This window comes from Gilvimarinus sp. 1_MG-2023 (assembly GCF_030548285.1).
In genome coordinates, this window is sequence record NZ_JAUOSC010001699.1 from 1 (window position 1) to 236 (window position 236).

The following is a 236-nucleotide window of genomic DNA, read 5'->3' on the forward strand; positions in this document are numbered from 1 at the left end:
GGGATACCAAGCGCCAGCCCTGGGAGCCGCGTACTCGCAATGAGAAAGTGGACGGAGAGTGGCAAGAAGTCGAAGGCTACGAACACCGCGACCCGCGTTTCTTTCAATTCGACCGAGTCAGTGGCAAGCAACTGCGCATCAAAGACGAAGCCGACATGCTCGACGGTCTGCCATTGCCTCCCCATAAGTTCATCGTTCATAAGCCAAGGCTGAAGAATGGCCTGCCGATCCGGGGC

Annotated in this window: 1 protein-coding gene; it reads left to right on the forward strand. The window is 57.6% G+C overall.

Annotated elements, in window-relative coordinates; translation table 11 throughout:
- On the forward strand, positions 1-236 hold a 236-nt coding region (locus Q4563_RS22580), incomplete at both ends, for a phage portal protein family protein (protein ID WP_303606141.1).